Annotated in this window: 1 protein-coding gene; it reads left to right on the top strand. The window is 52.0% G+C overall.

All coding sequences use genetic code 11. The annotated features are described in order from the left end of the window. Window positions 1-229: transposase (locus LD028_RS09750; RefSeq protein WP_255721578.1), on the top strand; the 229-nt coding region annotated here is incomplete at both ends.

Genomic DNA, 229 nt, shown 5'->3' with positions numbered 1-229 from the left:
ACGTACAGGTGGGTTCTTCCGGCCAATTTATTTTGGGGTATTCCCTTCATCAGAGGCCGGGCGACACTCGTTGTCTTCTCCCGCATTTGGAGACCGTTCGAGAGAAGTACGGCGTGGAACCCGAACGTTTGATCGCTGACGCGGCTTATGGCTCGGAAGAGAACTACGTGAAGCTGGAAGAGAAGCACATATCGGCCTTGATCAAGTACCATACGTATGAGAAGGAGAT

Source organism: Anoxybacillus sp. LAT27 (genome assembly GCF_022030075.1).
In the GTDB taxonomy this organism is placed as follows: Bacteria; Bacillota; Bacilli; order Bacillales; family Anoxybacillaceae; genus Anoxybacillus; species Anoxybacillus kestanbolensis.
Note: the sequence above shows the minus strand (reverse complement) of the source record. Positions and strands in the feature narration are given on the sequence as shown.